This is a genomic window from Pseudomonas marvdashtae (genome assembly GCF_014268655.2).
Classification (GTDB): Bacteria; Pseudomonadota; Gammaproteobacteria; order Pseudomonadales; family Pseudomonadaceae; genus Aquipseudomonas; species Aquipseudomonas marvdashtae.
Genome location: NZ_JABWQX020000001.1, coordinates 1367851 through 1388403 on the forward strand (window position 1 = coordinate 1367851; position 20553 = coordinate 1388403).

The 20553-nt window shown below is 60.7% G+C and carries 20 protein-coding genes and 1 pseudogene; 11 read left to right on the forward strand and 10 right to left on the reverse strand.

The genetic code is table 11. The features are described from left to right. Positions 1-16: 16 nt before the first annotated feature. The 4 genes from HU742_RS06310 to HU742_RS06325 are packed head-to-tail and all read right to left on the reverse strand — an operon-like array spanning position 17 to position 4075. Positions 17-1057: an AbrB family transcriptional regulator gene (locus HU742_RS06310; protein ID WP_186635941.1), complete on the reverse strand. Its 1041-nt coding sequence runs from the start codon at positions 1055-1057 to the stop codon at positions 17-19. Continuing rightward, positions 1050-2564, reverse strand: coding sequence for a tripartite tricarboxylate transporter permease (locus tag HU742_RS06315; RefSeq protein ID WP_186635944.1), 1515 nt, complete (start codon positions 2562-2564; stop codon positions 1050-1052). The genes HU742_RS06310 and HU742_RS06315 overlap by 8 nt, the downstream gene beginning before the upstream one ends. 1 nt (position 2565) lies before the next feature. After that, positions 2566-3027: a tripartite tricarboxylate transporter TctB family protein gene (locus tag HU742_RS06320; protein ID WP_186635947.1), complete on the reverse strand. Its 462-nt coding sequence runs from the start codon at positions 3025-3027 to the stop codon at positions 2566-2568. A 55-nt stretch (positions 3028-3082) separates the two neighbouring features. Beyond that, positions 3083-4075 (reverse strand): Bug family tripartite tricarboxylate transporter substrate binding protein, encoded by a 993-nt coding sequence (locus HU742_RS06325; RefSeq protein WP_186643705.1) that lies wholly within the window; start codon positions 4073-4075, stop codon positions 3083-3085. A gap of 456 nt (positions 4076-4531) precedes the next feature. On the opposite strand from HU742_RS06325, the gene HU742_RS06330 reads away from it, so the two are divergent. Next, entirely contained in the window at positions 4532-5203 is a 672-nt protein-coding gene (locus HU742_RS06330) for a response regulator (RefSeq protein ID WP_186612242.1), read from the forward strand. After that, positions 5196-6587, forward strand: coding sequence for a sensor histidine kinase (locus HU742_RS06335; protein ID WP_186635953.1), 1392 nt, complete (start codon positions 5196-5198; stop codon positions 6585-6587). Before HU742_RS06330 ends, HU742_RS06335 begins: the two co-directional genes overlap by 8 nt. A gap of 136 nt (positions 6588-6723) precedes the next feature. Here HU742_RS06335 and HU742_RS06340 read toward each other — a convergent pair whose 3' ends face one another. Both HU742_RS06340 and ygfZ read right to left on the reverse strand, forming a co-directional pair. Further along, the gene (locus HU742_RS06340) at positions 6724-7545 is read right to left on the reverse strand and encodes an HDOD domain-containing protein (RefSeq protein ID WP_186635956.1); all 822 of its coding nucleotides are present in this window, start codon (positions 7543-7545) and stop codon (positions 6724-6726) included. Positions 7546-7579: 34 nt separating this feature from the next. Next, positions 7580-8521 (reverse strand): CAF17-like 4Fe-4S cluster assembly/insertion protein YgfZ, encoded by a 942-nt coding sequence (gene ygfZ, locus HU742_RS06345; protein WP_186643708.1) that lies wholly within the window; start codon positions 8519-8521, stop codon positions 7580-7582. Positions 8522-8671: 150 nt separating this feature from the next. Here ygfZ and HU742_RS06350 point away from each other — a divergent pair, with 150 nt between their 5' ends. Both HU742_RS06350 and HU742_RS06355 read left to right on the forward strand, forming a co-directional pair. After that, positions 8672-8926 carry an FAD assembly factor SdhE gene (locus tag HU742_RS06350; protein ID WP_060541233.1) on the forward strand — a complete coding sequence of 85 codons (255 nt, stop codon included), beginning with the start codon at positions 8672-8674 and terminating at the stop codon, positions 8924-8926. Then, entirely contained in the window at positions 8910-9362 is a 453-nt protein-coding gene (locus HU742_RS06355) for a protein YgfX (protein ID WP_186643709.1), read from the forward strand. The genes HU742_RS06350 and HU742_RS06355 overlap by 17 nt, the downstream gene beginning before the upstream one ends. Here the strand turns inward: HU742_RS06355 and nadB are convergent. Beyond that, a complete protein-coding gene (nadB, locus tag HU742_RS06360; RefSeq protein WP_186635966.1) occupies positions 9331-10947 on the reverse strand; it encodes an L-aspartate oxidase in 1617 nt (538 codons plus the stop codon). The genes HU742_RS06355 and nadB overlap by 32 nt on opposite strands. Before the next feature lie 559 nt (positions 10948-11506). On the opposite strand from nadB, the pseudogene rpoE reads away from it, so the two are divergent. The 4 genes and pseudogenes from rpoE to HU742_RS06380 all read left to right on the forward strand — a co-directional run bounded on the left by rpoE (position 11507) and on the right by HU742_RS06380 (position 15312). Beyond that, positions 11507-12087, forward strand: a pseudogene (gene rpoE / locus HU742_RS06365) (RNA polymerase sigma factor RpoE/AlgU). 30 nt (positions 12088-12117) lie between these two features. Beyond that, positions 12118-12699 carry a sigma-E factor negative regulatory protein gene (locus HU742_RS06370; RefSeq protein WP_186612236.1) on the forward strand — a complete coding sequence of 194 codons (582 nt, stop codon included), beginning with the start codon at positions 12118-12120 and terminating at the stop codon, positions 12697-12699. Positions 12700-12707: 8 nt separating this feature from the next. Next, entirely contained in the window at positions 12708-13655 is a 948-nt protein-coding gene (locus HU742_RS06375) for a MucB/RseB C-terminal domain-containing protein (RefSeq protein ID WP_186643710.1), read from the forward strand. Between the two features lie 229 nt (positions 13656-13884). Beyond that, on the forward strand, positions 13885-15312 hold the full coding sequence (locus HU742_RS06380) for a DegQ family serine endoprotease (protein ID WP_186643711.1): 1428 nt from the start codon (positions 13885-13887) through the stop codon (positions 15310-15312). Positions 15313-15372: 60 nt separating this feature from the next. On the opposite strand, the gene HU742_RS06385 is transcribed toward HU742_RS06380, so the two are convergent. Beyond that, positions 15373-16806: a M48 family metalloprotease gene (locus HU742_RS06385; protein WP_186635976.1), complete on the reverse strand. Its 1434-nt coding sequence runs from the start codon at positions 16804-16806 to the stop codon at positions 15373-15375. Positions 16807-16904: 98 nt separating this feature from the next. On the opposite strand from HU742_RS06385, the gene HU742_RS06390 reads away from it, so the two are divergent. Together HU742_RS06390 and HU742_RS06395 are read left to right on the forward strand one after the other, a co-directional pair. Then, positions 16905-17144, forward strand: coding sequence for a sulfurtransferase TusA family protein (locus HU742_RS06390; protein ID WP_186643712.1), 240 nt, complete (start codon positions 16905-16907; stop codon positions 17142-17144). Positions 17145-17173: 29 nt separating this feature from the next. Next, positions 17174-18244 (forward strand): AI-2E family transporter, encoded by a 1071-nt coding sequence (locus HU742_RS06395; protein WP_186635979.1) that lies wholly within the window; start codon positions 17174-17176, stop codon positions 18242-18244. A gap of 57 nt (positions 18245-18301) precedes the next feature. Here the strand turns inward: HU742_RS06395 and HU742_RS06400 are convergent, their stop codons facing one another. Beyond that, positions 18302-18775, reverse strand: a complete 474-nt coding sequence (locus tag HU742_RS06400) for a peroxiredoxin (protein WP_186635982.1) — start codon at positions 18773-18775, stop codon at positions 18302-18304. Between the two features lie 10 nt (positions 18776-18785). Beyond that, the gene (locus HU742_RS06405; protein WP_003184325.1) at positions 18786-19346 is read right to left on the reverse strand and encodes a glycine cleavage system transcriptional repressor; all 561 of its coding nucleotides are present in this window, start codon (positions 19344-19346) and stop codon (positions 18786-18788) included. A 315-nt stretch (positions 19347-19661) separates the two neighbouring features. Here HU742_RS06405 and dapA point away from each other — a divergent pair, with 315 nt between their 5' ends. Further along, positions 19662-20540 (forward strand): 4-hydroxy-tetrahydrodipicolinate synthase, encoded by an 879-nt coding sequence (gene dapA, locus HU742_RS06410; RefSeq protein WP_186643713.1) that lies wholly within the window; start codon positions 19662-19664, stop codon positions 20538-20540. The last annotated feature ends 13 nt before the right edge of the window (positions 20541-20553 follow it).

Sequence of the window (20553 nt, forward strand, 5' to 3'; positions counted from 1 at the left end):
AAAGCCCGTCGGACGATCAGACCGAATCGGGCTTGCGAGTCCAATACCTAAATAATGGCTCCGCCAGAAACAGCACGAACAACAGCCGCATGACTTGCAATGCTGTTACCAACGGCACCGACAACTGTAGCGTTTCCGCCGTCAGGCTCATCTCCGCGATGCCGCCGGGCATCATGCCGAGCGTCAGCGACCGCAAGTCCAGATGGGTCAGGGTGCTCAGTCCGAGGGCTGCGAGGGTGGCGATGAGCATCGTCAACACCGTGCCGATCAAGGTGCGACCCATGAACGACGGTGCCCGGCGGAAGAACTGTCGGTTGAAATGACAGCCCAGGCCGCTGCCGATCAGCCATTGGCCGATCTGGCTGCCACCCTCGGGCAGGCCGATGTGCAAATCCCAACCGATGCTCACCGCTGCGCTGACCAGCAGCGGCCCGAACAGCCAGGGGTTGGGTTGGCGCAAGCGTTCCCAGATCCAGGCGAGCAGGGCGCCCGCCGGGAACAGAATCGCCAGCCACAACCAATCCACTGTAGCGGCGTGGTGGAGCGGAGTGCCTTCGCCCAGCAGATACTTGAAAGCGGCCGGCACGCACAGCACCACCACCAGCACCCGCAGGCTCTGACCCGCTGCGACACGGCTGAGGTCCGCGCCGTTGCGAGCGCCGAGGTTGACCATTTCGCCGGAACCGCCAGGCATGCTCGAGAAGAATGCGGTGGCGCGGTCTTCGCCGGTGCGGCGCATCAGCCACACGCTCACCACGCTGGACACGCTGGTGATCAGCGCGCCGAAGAAGATCAGGCCGAAGTGGCTCAGGACTTGTTCCATCACCACCGGCGTAAAGTGTAGGCCGATACCAATGCCCACCACCCATTGGCCGCATTTGCGGCCGCCGGGGATTTCCATCAGTTGCCAGGGAGTCAGGCAGCGCACCAGGATGATCGCCAACAGCGAGCCGACCATCCAGGGCAACGGCCAGCCGATCAGGCTGGCCAGATAACCGCCGGCCAGACCGACCAGCGGTGTTCCCCACCATTGTCTGAAGGTTGGCGCCTCAGACATTGGCCAGGGCACGACGCTGGGCGCTGCGACGACGCCAGATGCGCAGCAGTGGCAAGAACAACATGATCGCCGTCAGGATCCAGCAACCGAAGGTGATCGGACTCGACCAGAGGATTTCCAGCGCACCGTTGGAGATCGACAGCGCACGGCGCAGGTTCTGCTCCATCAGGCCACCAAGGATGAACCCCAGCAGGACGGGCGACAGCGGGAAATCAAACTTGCGCAGGATGTAGCCGAAGATGCCGATACCGATCATCAGGAACAGATCGAACGTGGTGGCGTGCACCGCGTAGACACCGATCCCGGTGATGATCGCGATGACCGGCACCAGCGCCCAGTTCGGCACGGCCAGGATGCGTGTGAAGATACGGATCATCGGGATGTTGAGGATCACCAGCATGATGTTGGCGACGAACAACGACGCGATCAGGCCCCAGACGATGTCCGGTTGTTGCTGGAACAGCAGCGGGCCGGGCGTGATGTTGTACAGCGACAGCGCGCCGATCATCACCGCCGTGGTACCCGAGCCGGGAACACCGAGGGTCAGCATCGGCACGAGTGCGCCGCAGGCTGCGCCGCCGATGGCGGTTTCCGGTGCCGCGAGGCCGCGCTTGTCGCCTTGGCCGAACGTGCCACTGGTTCCGGCGATGCGTTTTTCAGTCATGTAGGCCACGGCACTGGCCAGGGTCGCGCCCGCGCCAGGCAATACGCCCATGATGAAACCGAGCACGCCGCAACGGATGTTCACCCAGAAGACCGAGGCCGCTTCCTTGAAGTTGAACATCATTCGCCCGGTGGCCTCCACCGCTTCCTGGCCGCGATGGGTTTTTTCCAGCAGCAACAGGATTTCGCTGATGGAGAACAGGCCCAGCACCAGCACGACGAATTGGATACCGTCGGTCAAATGGATGTTGTCACCGGTGAAGCGGTAGACGCCGCTGTTGGCATCGATGCCGACACAAGACAGGAACAGGCCGATCAGCGCTGCAATGAACGTCTTGAGCGGTCGATCACCGGCCATGCCGCCGAGGCAGACAATGGCGAACACCATCAGGACGAAGTATTCCGCCGGCCCGAATGCAATTGCCCATTTGGCTAGCAGCGGGGCAAACAGCACCATGCCGCAGGTGGCGATGAACGCGCCGATGAACGAACTCCACGCCGACAGCGACAACGCCACCCCGGCCAGGCCTTGACGAGCCATCGGATAGCCGTCGAGGGTGGTCATCACCGTGGAGGCTTCGCCGGGGATGTTCAGCAGGATCGAGCTGATGCGTCCGCCGTATTCGCAACCCAGGTACACCGCCGCCAGCAGGATCAGCGCCGACTCCGGCGGCAGTCCCAGTGCGAAGGCAATCGGGATCAGCAGCGCCACGCCGTTGATCGGGCCCAGGCCCGGCAGCAGGCCGACCACAGTTCCGATCAGCGTGCCGCTCAACGCGGTGACGAGGTTGTACGGCGTCAGCGCAACGCCAAAACCCTGGCCTAGATAATTCAGGGTATCCATATCAATTCTCCAGGACGTCGAGCAGGCCCAGGGGCAGCGGCACGTCCATCAGCTTGTCGAACAACAGATAAAGACCGATGGCCATCAGGCTGATGATCACCGCGCTCGGAACCCAGCGACCGCCATACAGGCGCGCCATCGGCACACCGACCAGGATGCTCGCGACGATGAAGCCCAGGGGTTCGAAGGTCCCGGCGAATACCAGCAGCAGTGCCACGCAGATGCCAATCTTCTGCAGGGTTTCACGGTCCAGTTGCGGGTCGTCCTCGCTGTGCACGACCGGCGTAGGGCGAAACAGCATGTACAGCAGCGCCAGCCCCATCAGCGCCAGCAACAGCAAGGGGAACGCGCGCGGACCGACCGGTTCGTAGGAAAAGGCGGCCTGATAGGGCCAAGCCATCAGTGCCAGGCCGATACAGACCAGCAGTAGCACCGCGGCAAAAATACGTTGGATGGTGAGCATGACTAACTCCTGGGCGGCGCCGACAAAACCAGCGCCGCCGCGAGAACAGAGACGGTTACTGGATCAGGCCGAACTCTTTGGCCAGCACCTTGTAATCAGCCACTTGCTTCTTCACGTAGGTGTCCAGTTCCGGGCCGGTCATGGCGAACGGGAACAACTCGCGCTGGTCACGCAGCTTGGCGAACTCGTCGGAAGCCAGCAGTTTGTCGAAGGCATTTTTCCACCAGGCGTAGTCTTCATCGCTGACCTTCGGCCCGAGGTAGAAGCCACGAACCACCGGCCAGACGATGTCGTAGCCTTGTTCCTTGGCGGTCGGAATGTCTTTCATTTCCGGCTCGTCCAGGCGTTTATCGGAGAACACCGCCAACAGACGCATGTCGCCACTCTGGATGTGCGGCATGGAGTCGGAGATGTCGGTACTGCCCACTTGGATGTGACCACCGAGCAGCGCAGTGGCAATTTCGCCGCCGCCTTCGAGGGCCACATAACGCAGTTCGCGAGGGTTGATGCCGGCGGCCTTGGCAATCAAGGCAGTCTGCATCCAGTCCTGGCTGCCGACGGTGCCGCCGGAGCCGATCACCACGGAACCGGGATCTTTCTTCAGCGCCTGGACCAAGTCATCGAGGGTCTTGTAGGGCGAGTCGCTTTTCACTGCGATGGCGCCATAGCTGGTGCCCACGGCAGCGAGCCAGCGTACTGCGCTTTCATCGAAGCGACCGAACTTGCCTTGTGCCAGGTTCAGCAACGAGCCGCTGGACCAGGCCACCAGTGTGCCGGCATCGGCCGGGCGCTGTGCAACCACCGCGTTGTAGGCCACCGCGCCGACACCGCCGGGCATGTAGGTGACGCGCATCGGTTTGGTCAGTAGTTTTTCGTTGAGCAGCGCGCTTTGGACCAGCTTGCACGTCAGGTCGAAACCACCGCCGGGGGAGGCTGGGGCGATGCACTCGGGGCGCTTGGGCTCTTTGGATGGATCAGCCGCGAGCAACTGCCCGGCGAACATCAGGCATCCGGCGGCCAGGGCTACTTTACGCAGTGATAGGTTCATTTTTGTCTCCACAGGAGTTGTTGTTGTGTGTTGCGAATGAGGCATTGCCAGGCGTTGGCGCTGTAGCTGACCAGCGACGATCAAAGGCGCGGCAGATCGCGCTGCGCGAGTGCACCGAGACGTCGATTGAAATCGGCGCGGGCAGCGGCACAGGCAAGGGTAGTCTGGTTGAGTCTGGAAAGACGGATGGGCGTTGACGCCTTGGGCTGCATGGACAGCATGGTGAATACTCCGCTTTATTGTTTTTATTGGTGAAAACGCTTCGAGGCGTTTTTCGCTCGCGAGGTGTGTCGCGACCGGCAGTCGTAACTGTCCGTGTCAGGACTCTAACGGCCGAACCTTTCGCTAACCTTTCAAAAGCTTTCAGAATGTTTTTTGCCTTCACAGTGGCGGATGCGGCTGTAAACTCCGCGCCAAAGAATGGCGCTGGCCATCCCCTGAATCGAGGAAAAACCCATGCGTGTCCTGCTCGTCGAAGACCATCTGCAGCTCGCTGAAAGTGTCGCCCAGGCCCTCAAGAGCACGGGCTTGACGGTGGACGTGCTACACGATGGGGTGGCCGCCGACCTGGCGTTGAGCAGCGAGGAATACGCGGTGGCGGTCCTTGATGTGGGGTTGCCGCGCATGGACGGATTCGAGGTGCTGGCGCGCTTGCGAGCGCGGGGCAAGACCTTGCCGGTGCTGATGCTGACCGCTCGCAGCGATGTCAAGGACCGCGTCCACGGGCTGAACCTCGGCGCCGACGATTACCTGGCCAAGCCTTTCGAACTCACCGAGCTCGAAGCCCGGGTCAAGGCGTTGCTGCGCCGTAGCGTGCTGGGTGGCGAGCGCCAGCAGCGCTGCGGAGGACTGGTCTACGACCTCGACACCCGTCGCTTCACCCTCGACGACGAACTCATGACACTGACGTCCCGCGAGCAGGCCGTGCTGGAGGCGTTGATCGCCCGGCCTGGTCGGGTGATGAGCAAGGAGCAGTTGGCGGCCCAAGTGTTCGGCCTGGATGAAGAGGCTAGCCCCGATGCCATCGAAATCTACGTGCACCGTTTGCGCAAGAAACTCGACGGCCATGCGGTGGCAATCGTGACGTTCCGGGGGTTGGGTTACTTGTTGGAAACCCGCGATGCATAAGCCCGACAGCCTGCGTTGGCGGCTGCTGCGCAACCTGGCATCGCTGTTGGTGGTGCTGATGCTCGCAAGCGGCCTGAGCGCCTATTGGAACGGTCGTGAAGCAGCCGATACCGCCTACGACCGCACATTGCTGGCTTCGGCCCGGACCATTGCCGCCGGCCTTTCGCAGCGAGACGGCACGCTCAGCGCCGATGTGCCTTACGTGGCCTTGGATACTTTCGCCTATGACAGCGCCGGACGGATCTACTACCAGGTCAACGACATCCACCAGAAGCTGATTTCAGGTTACGAGAATCTTCCCGGTCCGCCGCCCGGTACGCCGCGCACCGATGACTATCCCGCGCTGGCACGTTTCTACAACGCTCGATATGAAGGCCAGAATGTGCGAGTGGTGAGCCTGCTCAAGGCCGTGAGCGAGCCGGAGATGAATGGCATGGCGGAAATTCGCGTGGCGGAAACCGAAGAGGCGCGGGTCAGCATGGCCCGGAGCCTGATGGCCGATACGCTGTTGCGGTTGGGCATGCTCGCCGTGGGTGCGCTGCTGTTGGTGTGGTTCGCCGTCAGTGCCGCGCTGCGTCCGTTGGAACGCTTGCGCACGGCAGTGGAAGAGCGTCAGCCGGACGACTTGCGACCTTTGCCGCTGATAGAGGTCCAGCATGAGCTGTGGCCGCTGGTCAGAGCCCTGAATCATTTCACCGAGCGCCTGCGCGGCCAGTTCGAACGTCAGGCGCAGTTCATTGCCGATGCCGCCCATGAGTTGCGAACCCCTTTGGCCGCACTCAAGGCGCGCCTGGAGTTGGGCTTGCGCGCCAGCGAGCCGCCAACGTGGCGCGAAACCCTGGAAAGCGCGGCCCAGGGCACCGACCGCCTGACCCATCTGGCGAATCAGCTGCTGTCGCTGGCACGAGTGGAAAATGGTGCGAGGGCGATTGCCGAGGGCGGCGCGCAGTTGCTCGACCTCAGCCAACTGGCCCGTGAACTGGGCATGGCCATGGCGCCGTTGGCCCATGCGCGGGGTGTCGCATTGGCCCTGGAAGCCGAGGAGCCTGTCTGGTTGCGGGGCGAACCGACACTGCTGAACGAGCTTTTGAGCAATCTGGTAGACAACGCCCTGGCCCATACGCCAGCGGGCGGCAATGTGATCCTGCGGGTCGCCGCACCGGCGATACTCGAGGTCGAGGATGATGGCCCAGGCATTCCCCTGTATGAACGAGAGCGGGTGTTCGAGCGCTTCTATCGGCGCAACCAGCAAGTGGCCGGCTCCGGCTTGGGGTTGGCGATCGTTGGGGAAATCTGCCGGGCGCATTTGGCGCAGATCACCTTGCATGATGGGCAGGAGGGGGGATTGAAGGTGCGGGTGAGTTTTATCCCTGGCTCAGACTGACTCTGAGTCGAGGGCCTGTGGCGAGGGGATTTATCCCCGTTGGGTCGCGAGCGGCCCTTAAAAGCTTGCGCCTGCTGCGCAGTCGAGCGGGATTAAGCTCCCCCGCCACATGAAAGTGTGGTGGTTGCGAAATTTGTCAGTAAAACATCGACCGCGCCTCTTCGATGTCCGCGCACCGGTCCTTGTCGTCCAGGTCCAGGCCCAGCTTCTTGACCGCGGGCACTCCAAACACGTCGATCTTGCTCAGCGGATGATTGCTGTCCCTGTGGCAATACAGCGAGGCGACCTGCACCAGGTCGACGTAATCGAGCTGCCTGGAGTCCCGGCTGAAATCCAGATACTGGCCTGGCAGTTTTACCAGCTTCTCCGGAAACTCCCAGACACTGAGCAGCTTGTCCCCCAATACGGGATGAATCGTCTCGATGACGTGGTTGAGGCTGACCGGGTCCGAGAGCAACTCATTGTTGTCCTCGGCATACGTCAGGATCGGCAGGACGCCAATCTGGTGGACCAGCCCACCCAATGCAGCCTGGTCAGGCTTGAGATGGGTGTAGCTGCGGCACAGCGCGTAACTGACGCCCGCGATCTCCAAGCTTCTGCGCCAGACTTCCCGCATCTTTTGTTCCACGACCTCGGAGCGGGCATGGAATATCTGTTCCATGACCAGGCCGATGGCCAAATTGCTGCTGTAGTTGACCCCCAACCGCGTGATGGCCGTGTGTAAGTCGGTTACTTCCTGGGTAGCTCGCAGCAGCGGGCTGTTGACGACCTTTATCAGGCGCGCCGACAGCGCCGTGTCGCGGCCGATCACTTTGCTCAGGTTGCTGACGCTGATCTCCGGGTCTTCAGCGGCCCGGCGAATCTGCATGGCCACTTCCGGCAATGTCGGCAGGACCAAGTCGTCATTATCGATGGCCGCCACCAAGTCCCGCTGGACCTTATCCGCCAAATCGCTCATTTCGTTTCTCTAGGTGCTGCGAAAAATGTTGCGATCAACGCTGGATTTCGCGGTCGCGGTCCAGTTCGTAAGGCAAGTCCAGCAAGTGTAGCGCGGGTCCTTCCAAAGCACCGAGGTGCAGATTTCCATCTTCTGCCGCTTCGGCCTGCAAGACTGCCAGCAGTTCAATATTTCTTTCGGTGCGGGCGGCAATGACGACCTCGCCGATGGAACTGCCGTGGGTGGGAGAGAAAAGGGCGGTGCCAGGTTCTGGCAGTTCATCGGCTTCCAACTGCAGGCGATACAGTCTGCGTTTGAGTTTGCCCAGGTACTGCATGCGCGCGACTATTTCCTGGCCGGTGTAGCAGCCTTTCTTGAAGCTCACGCCGCCAACGGCTTGCAGGTTGAGCATTTGCGGAATGAACAGTTCGCGGGTGGCCGGCATGACTTGGCCTATGCCCGCGCGAATCTGGCCCAGCAACCATTGGTTCAGGTCGCTTTCGGCCAGCAGCGTGCGCAGGCGGGTGCGCAGCGTATCGGCCTGTTCGGCGCGAGCCCAGAGCTCGGCGCGGCCGGGAGAGACGCGAATGGCGATCAACGATTCATGGCGAGCCACGCTGTCAGTGTCGACCGGCAGCTCCAGGCCCAGGTCGCTGAGCGCTGTGTCGGCGTTTTCCAGTCCGAAGCGGACCCAGGCTGCGCTTTCATCGGTGAGCTTGGATTTGGAAAATACAGCGTATTTCTTCAAGTCCGCTAGTTGCGGCTCGAGCAGTTCGGTGGCCATCGCCATCAAGACCCCGTCACCTTCGAGCAGGATCCGGAAGCTCGATTGCATCCGGCCTTTCTGGGTGCACCGGGCGCCCAGGCTGGCCCGGCTGTCGCTCAGGTAGTTGAGATTGCAAGTCAATTGGCCTTGCAGGAATTTGCCGGCGTCCACGCCGCGGACCGCGAGTACGCCTTCGTGGGACAGGGTGCAGAAAAAAGCGGAATCAGCCATGGGTCATCGCAGGGTAAAAAAGTCTGGTGGACATCATAAGGGGGCGCCCTTGAAATGGGTAGTTTACAAAGGATTGGCGGCGCCCGACCAAAGCCGTCTGTTCCGCCACGGTCGGGCCTGTATACTTGCGCTCTATTTGAGGAGCGCTCCATGGTTGAAGATGTTGAACTGAATCGCCTCTACTGGCACAGCCGCCGCGGCATGCTTGAGCTTGACGTGCTGCTGGTGCCGTTCGTGAAGGAGGTCTACCCGCACCTCAATGAGGTGGATCGTGCGTGCTACGTTCGCCTGCTGGAGTGCGAGGACCAGGATATGTTCGGCTGGTTCATGGAGCGCAATGAATCCGAAGACCCGGAGCTGCAACGCATGGTCCGGATGATCCTGGACCGTGTCCAGCCCAAGTAATTGCTTCGAATGCCGCTGGCACGTCTCCGGGCAGTTGCTGGCGGCCTACCTGCTGGCCCAGGCATTCGCCCTGGGTTCGTCGTTGCTGTCGAATGTCCCGCCCGTGTTCGCCGCCGTTGGCGTCGTGCTTTGCATATGCCACGGCGCCTGGGTATTGCCGCGATTTATATTGCTGACTCATCGCCAAGCCTTTCGTGGCTTGCGTCGTGATGCCGATGGCTGGCAGCTCTGGAGCGCCAGTGGTGGCTGGCAAGCGGTGCAGTTGCGGCCCGACAGTCTCGCGTTACCCTTGATCGTCGTGCTGCGCTTTCGCCTGCAGGGTGAGCGACGGGTTCGCTCGTTGTGCGTGCCCCGTGACGCGCTGGCGCCGGATGTCCATCGGCGCCTGCGCGTGCGGCTCAAGTTCAGCCGGCGTAGGTGGGCGGCACCAGAATAGTGTCCAGCGCTTCCGGCAGCAGGTTCGGGTAGTCGAGCGTGTAGTGCAGGCCGCGACTTTCCTTGCGTTCCATGGCTGAGCGAATCATCAGTTCGGCCACTTGCGCCAGGTTGCGCAGTTCAATCAGGTCGCGGCTCACCTTGTAGTTGCTGTAGAACTCATCGATCTCATCGAGCAGCAAGCGCACCCGATGCTGGGCCCGTTGCAGGCGCTTGTTGGTGCGTACGATGCCAACGTAGTCCCACATGAAGCGCCGTAATTCATCCCAATTGTGCGCAATGATCACGTCTTCATCCGAGTCGGTGACCTGGCTGGCGTCCCACGAGGGCAGGGCGGCGGGAACAGCGACCTGGGTCAATTGCTCAAGGATGTCTGCCGCTGCGGAGCGTGCGTAGACAAAACACTCCAGCAGCGAGTTGCTGGCCATGCGGTTGGCGCCGTGCAGGCCGGTGAAACTGGTCTCGCCGATGGCGTACAGGCCTGGCACGTCGGTGCGGCCCTGCTGGTCGACCATCACGCCACCACAGGTGTAATGCGCTGCGGGCACCACCGGGATCGGCTGCTTGGTAATGTCGATGGAAAACTCGAGGCAGCGTTCGTACACCGTCGGGAAATGGCTCTTGATGAACGCTTCAGGTTTATGGCTGATGTCCAGGTAGACGCAGTCGATGCCCAGGCGCTTCATTTCATGGTCGATGGCCCGTGCAACGATGTCCCTAGGGGCCAGTTCCGCACGAGGATCGAAGCGTTGCATGAAACGCTCCCCATTGGGGAGCTTCAGGTGAGCACCCTCACCACGCAGGGCCTCGGTCACCAGGAAACTCTTGGCCAGCGGGTGATACAGGCAGGTCGGGTGAAATTGGTTGAATTCCAGGTTCGCCACCCGGCAACCCGAACGCCAGGCCATGGCAATGCCGTCGCCGCAGGCGCCGTCGGGGTTGCTGGTATACAGATAGACTTTCGCCGCGCCGCCGGAGGCCAGGATCACGAAGCGTGCGCCGTAGGTGTCGACTTCGCCGGTGCCTCGGTTGAGGACGTAGGCGCCCAGGCAGCGGTCGCCGTCCAGGCCCAGGCGTCTTTCGGTGATCAGGTCGATCGCGACTCGCTGTTCCAGCAATTCGATATTCGGCCGCTGCCGGGCCTGGGCCAGCAAGGTCTTGAAGATGGCCGCGCCGGTCGCATCGGCGGCATGGATGATCCTCCGGTGGCTGTGGCCGCCCTCGCGGGTCAGGTGGAACTCAAACCCGCCATCTTCAGTACCGGATTGCTCGTCACGGGTGAAGGGCACGCCTTGGTCGATCAGCCATTGGATGGCCTGTTTGCTGTGCTCGACGGTGAACCGCACCGCGTCGGGATGGCACAGGCCGCCGCCAGCGTTAAGGGTGTCGTCGACGTGGGATTCAATGGTATCGGTGTCATCCAGCACGGCGGCGACACCGCCCTGGGCCCAGAAGGTCGAGCCGTTGGCCAGGTCGCCTTTGCTCAGCACTGCGATGCGCAAGTGCTCCGGCAGGGTCAGGGCGAGGCTCAATCCGGCGGCACCGCTGCCGATTACCAGAACATCGTGTTGGAACTGTTGGCTCATTAGAAGTTTTCCGCTCAAGGCGACCCGGTTTCGGGGTTGGCACCAGACATCCGCTACATCGGGTCGGGAAGCCACGCAGCCCACTAGTATATAGAGGGGGGGACCGGCACAATAGCCGGGCGTTCATGGCAATATGGAACCAGTGGGGCGGGAAAAGCGAGGCGCTTCGTCGCAGGACGGTTTTCCTGATGAACGACAAGGCGGCCGTTTCGTCGATTAAGCGCTGTTTATCTCGTCACGCAAGGCCAATGTTTGCTTCGAAGCTCTATAAATAGCGGGAACTTTTGCCAAGCGTCTACGTTCAATAGACGGTTGCCTGCAAAAGGGAACAGCGTCGGGTTGGTGCAGGACTTCGATTTGAGTCCTCCTCCGACAGGCCCGGCGACAGATTATTCGCGCAGCCGGGGAATCTCGTGCTGCGCTTTTCGTGCGTGCCGGATCAGAGCACGCCGGAAACTTGCTTGGAAGGGGGAGAACTTTTGCGAAAAGCCCGAGTCTATGTTTGCAAGCCCGGTCAATTAGTAATGCAAGCCTCCTTCGAGCTTATCGAGGAGTGTTCATGCTAACCCAGGAAGAGGATCAGCAGCTGGTCGAACGCGTTCAGCGCGGCGACAAGCGAGCTTTCGATCTGCTAGTGCTGAAATACCAGCACAAAATTCTCGGGTTGATCGTGCGTTTTGTGCACGACACCCATGAAGCCCAGGATGTCGCCCAGGAAGCCTTCACAAGGCCTACCGCGCACTTGGTAATTTTCGCGGGGACAGCGCGTTTTACACGTGGCTTTACCGCATCGCCATTAACACGGCGAAAAACTATCTGGTTTCACGCGGCCGCCGGCCGCCGGATAGCGATGTAAGTTCCGAGGATGCCGAGTTCTATGATGGCGATCATGGCCTCAAGGACCTCGAGTCACCGGAGCGAGCGTTGCTGCGGGATGAGATCGAAGGCACTGTCCATCGAACCATCCAGCAATTACCTGAAGATTTGCGTACGGCTTTAACTTTACGTGAATTCGACGGTCTGAGTTACGAGGACATTGCGAGCGTCATGCAGTGTCCGGTGGGTACCGTGCGCTCCCGGATCTTCCGCGCTCGGGAGGCCATCGATAAAGCCCTGCAACCGTTGTTGCAGGAAAACTGAGACAGCGGCGACAGCCAAGAGAGGAACGCCATGAGTCGTGAAGCCCTGCAGGAATCGCTGTCCGCAGTGATGGATAACGAAGCGGACGAATTGGAATTGCGTCGGGTATTGAATGCCTTTGACGATGTTGAAACCCGTGAGACCTGGGCTCGTTACCAGATCGCCCGGGCTGTCATGCACAAGGACTTGCTGCTTCCGCGTCTGGACATCGCTGCGGCCGTTTCTGCTGCATTGGCTGATGAAGCCGTACCGGCGAAAGCCTCCCGTGGTCCATGGCGTAGCCTGGGTCGACTGGCTGTGGCCGCTTCGGTGACCGTAGCCGTACTGGCAGGTGTGCGCTTGTACAACCAGGATGAGATTGCCGGTGTACAGATGGCCCAGCAGTCCAACCAGCCAAGCTTGGCCACCCCACAGGTCAAAGGCCCTGCGGTACTGGCTGGCTACAGCGAAGGTTCGGAAGCTGCCGGCACCAACGGTGTCCTGCAAGGACAACCAGGCTGGCATGATCAGCGCTTGCCCAACTATCTGCGCCAGCATGCCCAGCAGGCTGCGTTGAAAGGGACTGAAAGTGCACTGCCATACGCTCGTGCAGCGAGTCTGGAAAACCGTTAAGGAGGACCATGCGCGCCATACCTCTCTTATCGCTTCTGCTCGGTGGCTGGTGCGTTGTTCCAGCCCATGCCGGTGAGGCTCAAGACTGGCTTAATCGTCTAAGCCAAGCCGAGCAACAGCAAAGCTTCCAAGGTACTTTCGTTTACGAGCGTAACGGTAGTTTTTCTACCCATAGCATCTGGCATCGCGTCCAGAATGGCAAAGTCCGCGAGCGGCTACTGCAGCTCGACGGTTCGGCACAGGAAGTCATGCGCATTGATGGACGTACTCAATGCGTCAGTGGCAGCTTGATCGCTGGGCTGGGAAATACGCCTGATGGCACTGCGCGTGCGCTCGATCCGCAAAAACTCAAGAATTGGTATGACCTTGCCGTCATTGGCAAGTCGCGCGTGGCTGGGCGACAGGCAGTGATCGTCGCCCTGACGCCCAAAGATCAGCATCGCTATGGCTTTGAGTTGCATCTGGACAAGGAAACCGGTTTGCCGCTCAAGTCGCTCCTGCTCAATGACAAGGGCCAGTTGCTCGAACGTTTTCAGTTTACCCGCCTGAATATCACCGAACCTTCGGACGGCGATCTGCAGGCCAGCGCCGAGTGCAAGGCCGTTGCGCAAGACCCTGATAAAGCCCCCGCGGTAAAGACCGCCTGGCATTCGGACTGGCTTCCGCCTGGCTTCGAACTGACCAGCAGCGTTGCGCGAAAGGATCCGGACACCAAGGTCCAGGTCAGCAGCTTGATGTACGACGATGGCCTGGCTCGCTTTTCGGTGTTTCTCGAACCGTTGAACGGTGCTACAGCTACCGACACTCGCACCCAGTTGGGGCCGACGGCTGCTGTATCTCGTCGTCTCACCACGCCACAAGGTGAAATGATGGTGACGGTGGTGGGTGAAATCCCTATCGGCACGGCGGAACGTATCGCATTGTCCATGCGCTCCGACGTCGCGGCAGCGAAGTAGTACATTGCTCAGGTGGCTCGATTGCGCATGAGGCCGGTAACGCCGAGGCTTGATCGAAATGCCGAAACTTCCTGTCAGCATTTTCATTTGCAAAAATACGATTTTTTTTCTATAGGTCAGAGCCGCTCGGCTCTGGCCTTGTCTGTTTGCGGAACAAAAATACCGGCGTATCGTTACCCGGTGTTTTTGCTCCATATCGCTTAACCATGCTCGTCGTAACGGGAGCCGTATGTCGATACCACGCTTGAAAACCTATCTCTCCATATTTGCCACCGTACTGGTTCTCGGTCAGGCTGTTCCCGCGGTGGCGGTCGAGTTGCCGGACTTCACTCAATTGGTCGAACAGGCTTCGCCGGCTGTCGTGAACATCAGTACCACGCAGAAGCTGCCGGAGCGTCGGGTGATGGATCCGCAAATGCCGGACCTGGAAGGCTTGCCGCCCATGTTGCGTGAGTTCTTCGAGCGTGGCATGCCGCAGCCGCGCTCGCCCGGTGGTGGCCGCCAGCGTGAAGCGCAGTCTTTGGGCTCAGGCTTCATTATTTCGCCGGACGGCTACATCCTGACCAACAACCACGTGATCGCCGACGCCGATGAGATTCTCGTGCGCCTGGCCGATCGCAGTGAGCTCAAGGCCAAGCTGGTCGGCACTGACCCACGTTCCGACGTGGCGTTGCTGAAGATCGAAGGCAAGGATCTGCCCGTGCTCAAGCTCGGCAAATCCCAGAACCTGAAAGCCGGCCAGTGGGTGGTGGCGATTGGTTCGCCGTTCGGCTTTGACCATACCGTGACCCAGGGTATCGTCAGCGCAATTGGTCGCAGCCTGCCGAATGAAAACTACGTGCCGTTCATCCAGACCGACGTGCCGATCAACCCGGGCAATTCCGGTGGCCCGTTGTTCAACCTCGACGGTGAAGTGGTAGGCATCAACTCCCAGATCTATACCCGCTCGGGCGGTTTCATGGGCGTGTCCTTCGCCATTCCGATTGACGTCGCCATGGACGTTTCCAATCAGTTGAAAAGCGAAGGCAAGGTCAGCCGTGGCTGGTTGGGCGTGGTCATTCAGGAAGTAAACAAAGACTTGGCTGAATCGTTCGGGCTGGAAAAACCTGCTGGCGCCCTGGTGGCGCAGATTCAGGAAGGTGGCCCGGCTGCCAAGGGTGGCCTGCAAGTCGGTGACGTGATTCTCAGCCTCAATGGCCAGCCGATCATCATGTCTGCTGACCTGCCGCATTTGGTGGGCGCACTGAAGGCCGGTGCCAAGGCCAACCTGGAAGTGATTCGTGAAGGCAAGCGCAAGAACGTCGAGCTGACGGTTGGCGCGATCCCTGAAGAAGGCAAGGAACTGGATTCACAGCCGAAGTCTGGCGTAGAGCGCAGCAGCAATCGCCTGGGCGTGGCCGTGGCTGAGCTGACCGAGGAGCAGAAGCGCACGCTGGAGCTGCAAGGCGGCGTTGTGATCAAGGAAGTACAGGACGGTCCCGCGGCGCTGATCGGCCTGCAACCGGGCGACATCATTACGCACCTGAACAATCAGGCCATCGGCTCCACCAAGGCGTTCACCGACATTGCCCAGGCACTGCCGAAGAATCGTTCGGTGTCGATGCGGGTCCTGCGCCAGGGACGTGCGAGCTTCATCACTTTCAAACTGGCCGAATGATCGGTTGATCGCTGAAAAAAACCGCCTCGAAAGAGGCGGTTTTTTTTGTCTGGCGAATGCTCAGCCCATCATGTCCTTGACCATGCGCTCCTGTTCCATGAGCTCTCGCTGCCGGGCATCAATGCGCGACGACAGCGGGAAATTGGTGCCGGCGCGCCGTTTGGCGAAGTCCAGCTGCTGAATGGCCTGACGGTAATCGCCCACCAGCGCGAAGTATTCGGCACGTGCTTGATGCAGGCCGATGATATTGCCTGACAGCCCGCGGGTTTCCGCCACCATGTACCAGACGTCCGGGTCGTCCGGGCGGTTCTTGAGCAGAGTTTCCAGGGCCTTCTCGGCATCGGCGGGGCGGTTCTGCTTGAGCAGCAGTTCGACACGCACTTGGTTGAGCGGATAGTTGCCCGGGTATTGCACCAGTAACCGGTCGACGCGAGATTGAGCATCCGCCAGCTTGTTGCTGGTAATGTCCAGATCCACTTCGGCCAGGTTGTAGATGATCTCGTTAGGCGATTTCGCCAGCAACGGCTTGAGATTTTCGCGAGCCTCATTCAACTGGCCGCCCTTGATTTGCGCGATCGCCAGGCCATAACGGGCGACATCGTTCTTCGGGTTTTCATCCAGCAGTGCGCGAAAGCGCTTGGCGCCCAGGCCCGGGGTTTCTTCGTAGGTCAACTGGACCCGCGCGCGAATCAGTTGATAACGCATGCTGTCCTCGATGCCCCCCGGCCTGGCCTGTTCGGCACGGTTGCGGGTGTCGGCAATGCGCGATTCGGTGACCGGGTGAGTCAGCAGGAACTCCGGAGGCTTGGCGTCGAACCGGTATTGGCGCATCAAGCGTTCGAACATGGTCGGCATTGACCGCGGGTCGTAGCCTGCTTTTTCCAGGTTCTGGATACCGATGCGGTCGGCTTCCTGTTCGTTCTGCCGGGAGAAGCGGCGTTGCTCCTGGATGGCGGCGGCCTGGGTCCCGGCGATGGCGGCGATGCCGGCGTCACCGCCGCCGGCGGCGGCTATCACGATGCCGGCCAGCAGTGCGGCCATCATCGGCACCTGCATGCGCTGCTGGGCTTCGACGCCGCGAGCGAAGTGGCGTTGTGACAAGTGCGCCAGTTCATGGGCCATGACCGATGCGTACTCGCCTTCGGTCTGCGCGTTGAGGAACAGCCCGCCGTTGACCCCGACGATGCCGCCGGGTGCGGCGAACGCGTTGAGCTGGGGACTGTTGATCAGGATGAACTCCAGGCGCCGGTCGTTGACCTGGCTGGTTTCCACCAACTTGTAGACACTGGACTCGACGTAGTCCTTGAGCTGCGGATCGTTGAGTTGCGAGACCTGGCTGCGCAGCAGGGCCAGCCAGGCGCGACCCAGTTGATGTTCCTGTTCCGGCGAGACGATGGCAGAACTGGCATCGCCAAGTGACGGCAGGTCGTCGGCGAAGCCCGGTGAGGCGAGCAGGCAAGCGAGCGTCAGCAGGGTGGGGCGCAGAAATGTCATGCACGGAGCCTTAGTCGACAAAGACCTTACTGTAGCCGGACAGCGGGTCTGGGACCAGATATTCTAGGCGGCTCGACGACCTGTTGCGGAGTGAAACAATGACCGATGCTGTAGCCCACGATGCCGAGTTGGACGCCAGTGGCCTGAACTGTCCGTTGCCGTTGCTCAAGGCCAAGCTGGAACTCAATCGCCTGGCCAGCGGCGCCGTGCTCAAGGTGACCGCGACGGATGCGGGCTCCCAGCGCGACTTCCGGACCTTCGCCAGGCTTGCCGGTCATACGCTGCTGCGTGAAGAAGACGAAAACGGCGTCTACCGTTATTGGCTGAGGAAAGCCTGAAAACGGACAGCAATTCATAAGGATTTTTAATGTTCAAAGTGTTACGTGACTGGATCCAGCGCTACTTCTCCGATGAAGAGGCGGTGGTATTGGCCGTGCTGTTGTTCCTGGCCTTCACGGCTGTCCTGACATTGGGCGGCATGCTCGCGCCGGTCTTGGCGGGGATGGTGCTGGCGTACCTGATGCAGGGGCTGGTCACAACGCTGGAGCGCTTGCGGCTGCCAGGCTCCGTGGCGGTGGGGTTGGTGTTCGCACTGTTCATGGGGCTGCTGGTGGTGTTCCTGGTGGTGATCGTGCCCTTGCTCTGGCACCAGTTGGTAACCTTGTTCAACGAGCTGCCAGGGATGCTCGTGAAATGGCAATCGCTGCTGCTGCTACTCCCGGAGCGCTACCCGCACCTGGTCTCGGATGAGCAGGTGCTGCAAACGATCGAAGTGGTGCGCGGCGAGATCGGCAAGTTCGGCCAGTGGGCCCTGACGTTCTCTCTGTCCAGCTTGCCGCTGCTGGTGAACATCATGATCTATCTGGTGTTGGTGCCGATCCTGGTGTTCTTCTTTCTCAAGGACCGGGAAATGATCGGACGCTGGGTTCGTGGTTACCTTCCTCGCGAACGGGCGCTGATCACTCGGGTAGCCCAGGAAATGAATCGCCAGATCGCCAACTACATTCGCGGCAAAGTCATCGAGATTTTCATCTGCGGCGGCGTCACCTATATCGGTTTCGTCGCCCTGGGCCTCAACTACGCCGCGTTGCTGGCGCTGCTGGTGGGGATTTCGGTGGTGGTGCCTTACGTCGGCACCGTGGTGGTGACCGTGCCGGTGGCGCTGATTGCGCTGTTCCAGTGGGGCTGGAGCGACCAGTTCATCTATTTGATGGCGGTGTACGGAATCATCCAGACACTGGACGGCAACGTGCTGGTCCCGCTGCTGTTTTCCGAGGCGGTGAACCTGCACCCGGTGGCGATCATCTGCGCGGTTTTGCTGTTTGGCGGGCTGTGGGGGTTCTGGGGAGTGTTCTTCGCGATTCCCTTGGCGACGCTGTTCAAGGCGGTGCTGGATGCGTGGCCAAGCAAGGAACCGGTGGTGGCGCCGCTCTTGTAGCCGTCTTGGGCACATGGCGAGCCGGCTCGCCATGTGCCCAAGACAGGCAATGACACCTCAGGCGTTATTCAGCGCCTGAGCCGCCGCCAGCACCGCGTCCACATGGCCCGGCACCTTCACGCCACGCCATTCCTGACGCAATACACCGTCCTTGTCGATCAGGAAAGTGCTGCGGTCAACGCCCAGGTACTCCTTGCCATACAGCTTTTTCAGCTTGATCACATCAAACAGCTGGCAGACGGCTTCGTCCTTGTCGCTGATCAGCTCGAACGGGAATTCCTGCTTGCACTTGAAGTTCTCGTGGGACTTGATGCTGTCCCGGGAGACGCCAAACACCTGGGTGTTGGCCGCCTGGAATTGTGCGTATTGATCGCGAAAACCCTGGCCTTCGGTGGTGCAGCCGGGAGTGCTGTCCTTGGGGTAGAAGTAAATCACCACCTGCTTGCCTTTGAGGGCCGCGAGGCTGACAGTCTGCCCGCTGGTGGCGGGCGCTTGGAAATCGGTAACCGGCTGGTCGACGGCAACGGCCATGAACGCTTCCTTACATTGGGTTTTGTGGACGCCACGGTTCGATCAATGCGTCCAGGTTCATCGCATCGGCGAAATCCAGGAACTGATCACGCAGCCAACTGATCTGGGTGCCGGCCGGCAAGGTCACGGTGAACGTGGCGTTGAGCATGGTGCCGCCCGTTTGCGGGGCCTGATAGGTGTCGCACGTGAGGTTTTCCAGCTCGACGTGGTGGTCCATGAAAAACTGGCACAGCTCGTTGATGATGTCCGGGCGGTAGGCCGAACTCACATAGGCCACGTAGGGCAGGGCCTGGGGACGGTTCTCCAAGGCAGCGCTGCGCACCACGTTAACGGTGAAGGCGTGCTTCTTGGCCAACACGGGCAGGCTACCTTCCAGGCGGGCGAGGGCGTCCCAGCTGCCGGAGATCTCGAGCACGAGCGCGCTGCATTCGCCATGACGGGTCAGGCGTGAGGTCACGACGGCGCAGCGATTTTCATGGCTGGCGCGGCACAGGACGTTAGTCAGCTCCATGGGGTTGGCGCCAAGGGCACTGATAACAAGGAATTGTTCGCGGACTGTGGGGGTGGACATGCAGCATTCCTAAAGCGATGAGCGGTCGGTATGTTTCAGCTCGACGGGGCGACAGCACTGGGAAAACGAACGGTTCAAGCCTTTTGCTTTTTTGTGGCGCTGCGCTGCGGGACATCACGCAAACACCTGTTCAAGAGCAGGATCGAGGCTTGTAGCGACGAAAACGGAGGCTGGAAACCGGCGTATGAGCTTATCGGTACCGATCAAAGGCTGAAGGGTAGCGAAAACCATCGCCAAGGGGAATGGGAGTTCGCTTGTACAAGCATCTTGGCGCCAGTACCATTACGGCTCTCTTTTTCCGGCAGGAGCGGTTTCATGATTGCGGGCAGTATGGTGGCACTGGTCACACCCATGGATGCACAAGGGCGTCTTGACTGGGCCAGCCTCAGCAAACTCGTGGACTTCCACCTTGAAAACGGCACCCACGCCATCGTCGCCGTCGGTACAACCGGCGAGTCGGCAACCCTTGACGTCAACGAGCACATCGAAGTCATCCGCGCCGTGGTCAAGCAGATCAATGGGCGCATTCCGGTGATCGCCGGTACCGGCGCCAACTCCACCCGCGAGGCCGTCGAGCTGACCCGCAACGCCAAGGAAGCCGGGGCCGACGCCTGCCTGCTGGTCGTTCCGTACTACAACAAGCCGACCCAGGAAGGCTTGTACCAGCACTTCAAGCACATTGCCGAAGCGGTCGACATCCCGCAGATCCTCTATAACGTCCCCGGCCGCACCTCCTGCGACATGCAGGCCGAGACTGTGATTCGCCTGTCCACCGTCCCGAATATCATCGGCATCAAGGAAGCCACCGGCGACCTCGTGCGAGCCAAGGCCATCATCGATGGCGTCAACAAGGATTTCCTCGTGCTGTCCGGCGATGATCCAACGGCCGTCGAGCTGATCCTGATGGGCGGCAAGGGCAACATCTCCGTCACTGCCAACGTCGCCCCGCGCGAGATGGCCGACCTGTGCGAGGCCGCGCTCAAGGGCGACGCCGACACCGCACGGGCACTCAACGAAAAACTGATGCCGCTGCACAAGGACCTGTTCATCGAGGCCAATCCGATCCCAGTGAAATTTGCCCTGGTCGAAATGGGCTTGATGCACGAAGGCATTCGCCTGCCGCTCACCTGGTTGAGCAATACCTGTCAAGAACCGCTGCGGCAGGCCATGCGCCAGTCCGGCGTCCTGGTTTAATTGAGGAACTACA